6 protein-coding genes and 1 pseudogene are annotated in these 6818 nt (G+C 67.1%); 3 read left to right on the forward strand and 4 right to left on the reverse strand.

The annotated features are described in order from the left end of the window. From Q7A36_RS42130 to Q7A36_RS37455, 4 genes and pseudogenes are all read right to left on the reverse strand, one after another. Positions 1-176 (reverse strand): annotated as a pseudogene (locus Q7A36_RS42130) (ISAzo13 family transposase); the annotation flags it as partial. A gap of 177 nt (positions 177-353) precedes the next feature. Further along, entirely contained in the window at positions 354-620 is a 267-nt protein-coding gene (locus tag Q7A36_RS37445; RefSeq protein ID WP_305108890.1) for a hypothetical protein, read from the reverse strand. 760 nt (positions 621-1380) lie between these two features. Beyond that, positions 1381-3015 carry a Na+/H+ antiporter gene (locus Q7A36_RS37450; RefSeq protein ID WP_305108891.1) on the reverse strand — a complete coding sequence of 545 codons (1635 nt, stop codon included), beginning with the start codon at positions 3013-3015 and terminating at the stop codon, positions 1381-1383. 58 nt (positions 3016-3073) lie between these two features. Further along, positions 3074-3703: an ATP-binding protein gene (locus Q7A36_RS37455; RefSeq protein ID WP_305108892.1), complete on the reverse strand. Its 630-nt coding sequence runs from the start codon at positions 3701-3703 to the stop codon at positions 3074-3076. Positions 3704-3962: 259 nt separating this feature from the next. Here Q7A36_RS37455 and Q7A36_RS37460 point away from each other — a divergent pair, with 259 nt between their 5' ends. The 3 genes from Q7A36_RS37460 to Q7A36_RS41890 all read left to right on the forward strand — a co-directional run bounded on the left by Q7A36_RS37460 (position 3963) and on the right by Q7A36_RS41890 (position 6682). Next, entirely contained in the window at positions 3963-4775 is an 813-nt protein-coding gene (locus Q7A36_RS37460) for a DUF6502 family protein (RefSeq protein ID WP_305108893.1), read from the forward strand. Continuing rightward, positions 4762-6096, forward strand: a complete 1335-nt coding sequence (locus tag Q7A36_RS37465) for a DUF5666 domain-containing protein (protein ID WP_305108894.1) — start codon at positions 4762-4764, stop codon at positions 6094-6096. Before Q7A36_RS37460 ends, Q7A36_RS37465 begins: the two co-directional genes overlap by 14 nt. A gap of 472 nt (positions 6097-6568) precedes the next feature. Continuing rightward, a complete protein-coding gene (locus Q7A36_RS41890) occupies positions 6569-6682 on the forward strand; it encodes a transposase (protein ID WP_370655781.1) in 114 nt (37 codons plus the stop codon). The last annotated feature ends 136 nt before the right edge of the window (positions 6683-6818 follow it).

The following is a 6818-nucleotide window of genomic DNA, read 5'->3' on the forward strand; positions in this document are numbered from 1 at the left end:
AGCTCCACGATCGCCCGCCGGATGGTGCTGCGCGCCAGCCCGGTCGCGGCCGACGCCGCCGTCACCCCGCCATGACCCAGCGCCAGGGCCTCGTTCGCCGCGAACAGCCGCTGGCCACGCTCATCGAGGAACTTGCAGGCCTGCTGGTACCGCGCGCGGATCTCGTCGATGTCGATCACCCCAACGGCTTACCCCAGCGCCGCCATGGACCGGCAGCTCCGTTTGCCCCAGACCCGACAATCAGCCGTCACATTTGATTCAGTTATTTCGCGTCAGGTCCTAAAGGAGCTGCTGGAATAGTCAGCTCCGTTTGGCATCCGTTCAATACGTTTCAAATGCTTATCGCGGAAGATTCAAAGGGGCGGCGGGTTCTCGTTCATAATAGGCATTGCGTCCTGCAACGCAACGACCAACCTTGTTCCCTCTTTCGAGGTGAAGATGGCGAAAGGGCTCGCCTCTGCGTAGTCGGCCTTGGCCTCGAGGAAGCCGCGGATGAACCACCGCACCCCCTCGACCTCAGGCATTCCAGGAGGCGCGAGGTCCAACATGTTCTGCGTGCACCGCTCCGCTTCGCGGCGAAGCGTGTCGTATCGTAATGCCATGGCGAGCTTTACGTTCATCTATACATCTCCACACTTGTCGACGCTGGGATCGCGTAGGTTTTCCGCGCAAAGGCGCATCGCTCGCGCCAGAACATCAACCGCACGGGGTTCGTCATGTCCCCCACGGCCTGGACAGCGCCATCACTTCGAGGCGCTGGGAGGGTCAACGCAGGCGGGCAGCCGGGTCACGGGGCGGCTCTGTGGTGGCAAGTGCGATCTTGGATGATGGCGGGATGGTCTGCGCGGCCTCAGCCATGACTGGCTTCGACGGCTCTGGTTGGGGCTGGTCTGCGGGCTCCTGGGAAGCGGCTTGGACGGCCTCCTCGGCCAGGGCGGCGCTTCGTCGTCGAGCTTCGGCACAACCAGCGGCGGGCTCAACGACATGCTGGGTAGGCTGCCCGGAGTGGTTGGTGGCCTTGGCGGGCTGCTCAAGGACCATCGAGCCCGCGAACTCGGACGGCAGGTCGACGCCTCGGTCGCACTCGGCGCGAACGGGCACATAGGCACCGAGAGGTCGCCGGAGGGGCCGAGCGCAATGACAGCCTCCCCTCCCATCACGGCGTACCGTTCATGAGGATCCACCGCAGCAAGCGCCCGAGAAGCTGCAGCAACGCCCAAATCTGCCTGATCGGCTTCTGCAGTCTCTTGGGACTCATCGAACGCGCTTGGGTTGGTGCAGCGAAAAGGCGATGCGCATTTGAAAAATCGTGCAATGTCCGTTCGCCCCAACCTGCGTCGAAGGAACAAGGTCCACTGGGCATCTCTGCTGCGCGCCACGTCACGACCGCTGCCGAGCGGCGTCGAGCAGCGCGACTTCTGCGAGGTCGATTTGCCGGAGCAAGTTATGCAGCACCGGATCACCGATCCTCTGCAAGGCACGCAGCCTGTAAAGCTCTTCGCGCTCGGCTTGGAGAGTCGTGAGCCGCACCGAACGCTCCGCTTCCGCTGCATGGCACGCCGTCGCCCGGATTTCCTGGCTTCCGTGCCCCATGGCAATCCTGCGACGGCAGGCCGCCATGACGTGCTTTGCAGCTGCGTGGAGCGCGTCATCGCCTGCATTCCTCAATGCCCGCGCACACACCTTCTCCGCAGCCTGGATCGCAGCCGTCGCAAGAGCGATTTCAGCCTCCTGCTCCTCCAAGGCTTCATTGGGCGCCAAGTGGGCCGGCATGCGCTGTGCCAGGACCGGCAAGACGATGGCTGCCACCACCAGCGACAGTAGGATCACGCCCAGTGCCAGGACGATGACCACGTTCCGGGCCGCAAAGGTCGAGCCATCCGGGGTAGAGACGGGCAGGGCAAGAACAGCGGCCAGAGTGATCGGGCCACGCACGCCGGCCAGGGATGCGGCGATGGTCGCGCGCGATCGTGGCAGTCGGGCAAGCAGGCCGTTCGGGTTGCGGAGGCTTGCAACGCCGAGCGTCGTCCAGATCCAGCCTACCCGCATCGTGAGCAGGATCAGGAAGACGCCTACCGCCTCTGCGGCGAGCAGGACCGGGCTGCGCCCGTCGGCGGCGCTGGCGACCTCATCCATCATGCCGGGCAACTGCTGACCGACCAACACGAACACAATGCCGCTGAGCACCATGCTCAGCATGCCCCAAAGGTCGGTGCCGAGCAGGCGGTCCACGGGCCTGCCTTCCCGGATCGTCGTCATCCTGCCCGCGACCAGCCCGGCGGTCGCCACCGCGAGGATGCCCGAGCAGCCAATGTGTTCTGCCAGGAGATAGGCGGCATAGGGCATGATCAACAGGAGCAGGTTGGCAGTCTCGGCGCTCGCGCCGCAGCGGAGGGTGACGGCCGACTGGATGCGCCGGAACAGGATACTTGCGGCAACGCCAACAGCGACGCCGCCTATTCCCGTCCAGGCCAGGTCCCATACGGCCTGCGTTGGCGTCAGGCTGGAACCCGCAGCGGCGGCAACGGCAAACTTGCAGGCGGTAAGGCCCGATGCGTCGTTGATGAGCGTCTCGCCCTCCAGGATAGGCGCCAGGGGCGACGGGAGGGCACGTCCTGTCAGCGCTGACACGGCGACGGCATCGGTTGGGGATAGCGCTGCGGCCAGCACGATGGCAGCAGCAAGCGGCAGAGATGGCAGCAGCCAATGGATGGCGTATCCGCCGCCAACTGTGGTGAGCAGGACAAGTCCGAGTGCGAGCATTAGGATGGGCCGGCGATGCTCGGCGAACTCGCGCTTCGAGATGCGCCAGCCGTCGGAGAACAGCAGCGGTGGCACGAACAGGAGCATGAAGACGGAGGGATTGAGTTCGATCCTCGGACCGAAGGGCAGGCTGGCGACGATGGCTCCGAGGCCGATTTGCACGAGCGGCAAGGGCATGCCGCGGACGCGTACGAAGAGGCCGGACAGCGTGACGAGGCCAAGCAGCGTCAGGCCGGCAAGTGCAGCGTCCATGGGGCCGAGACCTTGCACAGGGTAGGGATGGGGGAGAATCCGCAACGCTGCTGCCGGGTCAGGACGTCGTTCTGTCCGCACCCTCGCGGCTGGCGTACGGCAGCAGGAGCGTTGCCTGGGTGCGACTGCCGCGGCGGCTCAGGGTGACGGTGCCGTCCTGCTCGGCGGCGATGAGTGATGCCAGGGACAGGCCCTCGCCGGCGGCAGGCTGGTCGACGTAGCCCCATCCATCATCGGTGACGGTCAAACGAGTCTGGTGACCGTCGCAGTCGAGCCGCACATCGATGCGGCCGCCATTTCGCGCGTACATGCCATGCTTAACGGCATTCCCGACGAACTCATGCGCAACGCGGAGCACTATCTCCTCCAATGGAGATGGGCAGCGACCGGCCACCAGCACACCAACGCGAATAGCTTGTTCGGCGCTACCGAGCAGCATCACCAGGCCCTCGCAAAGTGCGCGGAGGCGCTGGACAAAGTGTTCCGGGCACTGCGTGAAACCGAACAGCGCATCGGATATGGCAGCGACGAGGGTGATCCGTCGCTGCAAGTCAGCCGCCAAGGTCTGTGCCGACTCGTCCTGCTGCAGCGCCGGATGCTCCTCGATCAGCAGCAGTATGCGCTGGAGCGCATTCTTTGTCTGGTGCCGCAACTGTCGGAAGTCGGCATCCGTGGCGCTGGCCTGCACCCCACTCGCGTCAAGCGCGGAAGGGGTGCCAGGGACAGGCCCGGGGGGTGTCATGGCGCGGCTGAGCACGAAGCGGGGTGTCCTGGCACTGAGTCGAGGGGGCATTCCTCGCCGCGACCACTAAGTGGGAAAGTTTCCCACGTCAAGCCATAAATGGGCCTTTTTCCCACGGACTGGATGTTCTACATGGGAGAGCTCTTCCAGGACGGCTCTGATTTCCGCGACCTCTCCCGACCGCGCCGCTGCGCCTCCCGCGGACATGCTGTTGGGCCCGCTGGCCCGGCTGTTGCGGCCCCTGGTGCGCCTGCTCATCCGCAGCGGCGTCACCTTCCCTGTGCTCACGGACCTGCTCCGCAGCCTCTATGTGGACGTGGCCCGGCACGACCTGCTGCCCGACCCGAAGGCGCGGACCGACAGCCGGATCAGCCTCATGACAGGGGTCCACCGGAAGGAGTTGCGGCGCCAGCGCGCCCCGGAGACGCCGCCCGCACCGGCGGTGATCACCCTGAACACCCAGATCATCGCCCGCTGGCTTGGCTCGCCCGACACCACGGACCGGGAGGGGCGTCCGCTGCCCTTGCCGCGAGCCGGCGATGCCCCGTCCTTCGATGCTCTGGTGGAGGCGGTGACCCGCGACGTACGGCCGCGCGCCGTGTTCGACGACTGGCTCAGCCAGGGCATTGTTGCCCTGGAGCAGGATGACCGGGTGCACCTACGGGCGGCGGCCTTCCTGCCGCGAGAGGGGAGCGAGGCGCAGCTCTTCTATTTCGCCCGCAACCTGCACGACCATACCGCCGCGGCCACGGCCAATGTGCTCGCTGCCGGCCTCCCACCCTTTCTTGACCGGAGCCTGCACTACGACCGGCTCGGTCTGGACGCAGCCGTGAAGCTTGAAATCGAGGCGCGGCAGGCGGCGCAGCGAATGCTGCTGGAGCTGAACCGCACCGCTCTGGCCCTGTCCGAAGCCGATGACCAGGAGGCAGCGAAGGCCGAAGGTGTGCGGCCGACCCGGCGCGTCAATCTCGGCGTCTACCTGTTTGTCGAGGACGAGACGCAGAGTGACCCTGGCTGACGGCCTGCGCCGCGGCGCGGCGCTGCTCGCGCTGGTCCTCCTGGGGTCTTGCGGCCCGGCACGCACTGACGCGCCCGCACCGTCCACCGAGGCGGCGCGTGGCGTCTGCCGGATCGGGCCCGATGGCGGCCCGCCGCTGGCCGACCGTGGGATCGGCGGCACCGGGGCACCATCGCAGGGCGCGCGACTGGCTGACCGTGGCATCGGCGGGACTGGTATCCGCCCCGGCATGGTGCAGGAGGCTGACCGTGGCATCGGCGGCACGGGGATCGTCGCGGTCATCACCGGCTTCGCCAGCATCTGCCTGGGCGGCCGCGAGGTCGCTCTGGAGGAAGGCGTCCCCGTCACGGTTGAGGGCGCCGCCTCCGAGGCCGCCTCCCTCCGGGCCGGTCAGGTCGCGGTGGTCGAAGCGGTCGGCCCCGGCGCGGCACTGCAGGCACGCAGAGTTCAAGTCCGGTACGAGGTTTCTGGCCCTGTCGAGGCGGTCGAGCCCGGGGGCCTGCTGCGGGTCATGGGCCAGCGCGTGGCACTCACGCCGGAGACGCTTGGTCAGCGCGCTCCGCAGGTCGGCCAGTGGGTGGCGGTGAGCGGCCTCCGTCGGCCTGACGGTGTGGTAGTGGCTACCCGCCTGGACAGGCGCCTGCCTGGCATGGTGACGGTGCATGGCCAGGTGCAACGTGAGGGCGGAATCCTGCGCATCGGCACTCTCGAACTGAGACCTGGGACGGCGGGGGCGCCAAGCGGCATCGTCACCGCGTCGGGACGTTATGCCGACGGCGTGCTCTACCTCGGGAACATGGTCCCTGATCTCGTCATTGCCGACCCGGCCGTCTATTTCGGGCCGGGCGTGGGTATCGTCCTGTTCGAAGCCTACTCCGTGGATCACGGCGACCGCCTCCGGCTCGGGCCCGGCCTCGAGGTCGCCGCCACAGCGGGCCTTGGCGCCGCCACGCCACGGCGGGCGGTGATCGAGCTCGAGCGGCGCGAAGGCGGAACCCTGCGCGCTACGGGCCTGTGGGAGAATAGTCAGGGTCACGGCGGCTTCGGCCGTGGATCGATCCCTGGCCTCGGTGACAGGACCGGGCTGTCTGGCCCATCGCTACCCGGGGGACGGCAGGGAGTGCCGTTCGAGCCCGCCCCTGTACCGAACCGCATGCCGAGCTTCGACGCACCCCGGGACGGGATCGGTGGCGGTCGCCTCGGCAATGGTCCTTTTTTCAGTCCTGAACGAGGATCACCGGGCGCTGGGACATTCGGATCTGGAGGCGGGCCGGGAGGTTCTCCCTTCGGAGGAGGGGCACGTGGTGGCCCGATGCACTGACCAACCACCTTCAATGGACTGCTGTCACAGCCGCCCGGCCTATCGCAGCTCGACCAGCCGTGCATGGTGCCGATGTAGCAGCGGCCGCTTTGTGCCTTGATGGCCTCGTCGCGCGCCCCGGCCTCGTAGGCCTCGGTGATGAAGCCCGCGCGCAGCCCGTGCAGCGACAGCCACTCGCGCCCCGAGGGCTTGATCCCGATCAAGGCTAACCGCCACGCGAGGATCCTGGGCAGGGCGTAGGGGTACAGCGTGGTGGTCTCGAGGTTGACCGATAAATCCGGTTGCAGAAAAAGGTAGCGCAACGACCTTGCTGCATCCGCAGAAGTAAGCGTCTTCCTTCGACTGCCTTGCGGCGCGGTGCGTTGATCGGCTGACCTGCCCGGCTCCTGGGTGGCGCGGGTGTCCGTTGTCGCCCGTAAGCCTAGGGGTAAGGGCGGTGCCGGACGGTCGGTTGGGTGAGGTAATCAGCGTGGTGGCGCGTCGACGCCAGTGGACGCTGGATCAGAAGCTGGCATTGGTGGAGGAGGTGTCACGGCCTGGCGCATCGGTCGCGGCGGTGGCGGACCGGCATGGCATGAGCCTGTGATTCGGCCCTTTAATCGCGGCTGTCTGTCAACTCCGGTGATGCTGGCTCTGTCGGGGTCAGGGTCCTTTTCGAGGTCTGGGCCTCATGTTGGTGTTCGGGGGCGGGCGCCTCAACGTGTGGAGCGAAGTGCGGATGT

Source organism: Paracraurococcus lichenis (genome assembly GCF_030657435.1).
Taxonomy (GTDB): Bacteria; Pseudomonadota; Alphaproteobacteria; order Acetobacterales; family Acetobacteraceae; genus Paracraurococcus; species Paracraurococcus lichenis.

Bases quoted from the DNA above. Each gene is read 5' to 3' on its own strand.
- Q7A36_RS37460 (WP_305108893.1), top strand. From the start codon at position 3,963: ATGCTGTTGGGCCCGCTGGCCCGGCTGTTGCGGCCCCTGGTGCGCCTG.
- Q7A36_RS37450 (WP_305108891.1), bottom strand. From the start codon at position 3,015: ATGGACGCTGCACTTGCCGGCCTGACGCTGCTTGGCCTCGTCACGCTG.
- Q7A36_RS37445 (WP_305108890.1), bottom strand. From the start codon at position 620: ATGAACGTAAAGCTCGCCATGGCATTACGATACGACACGCTTCGCCGC.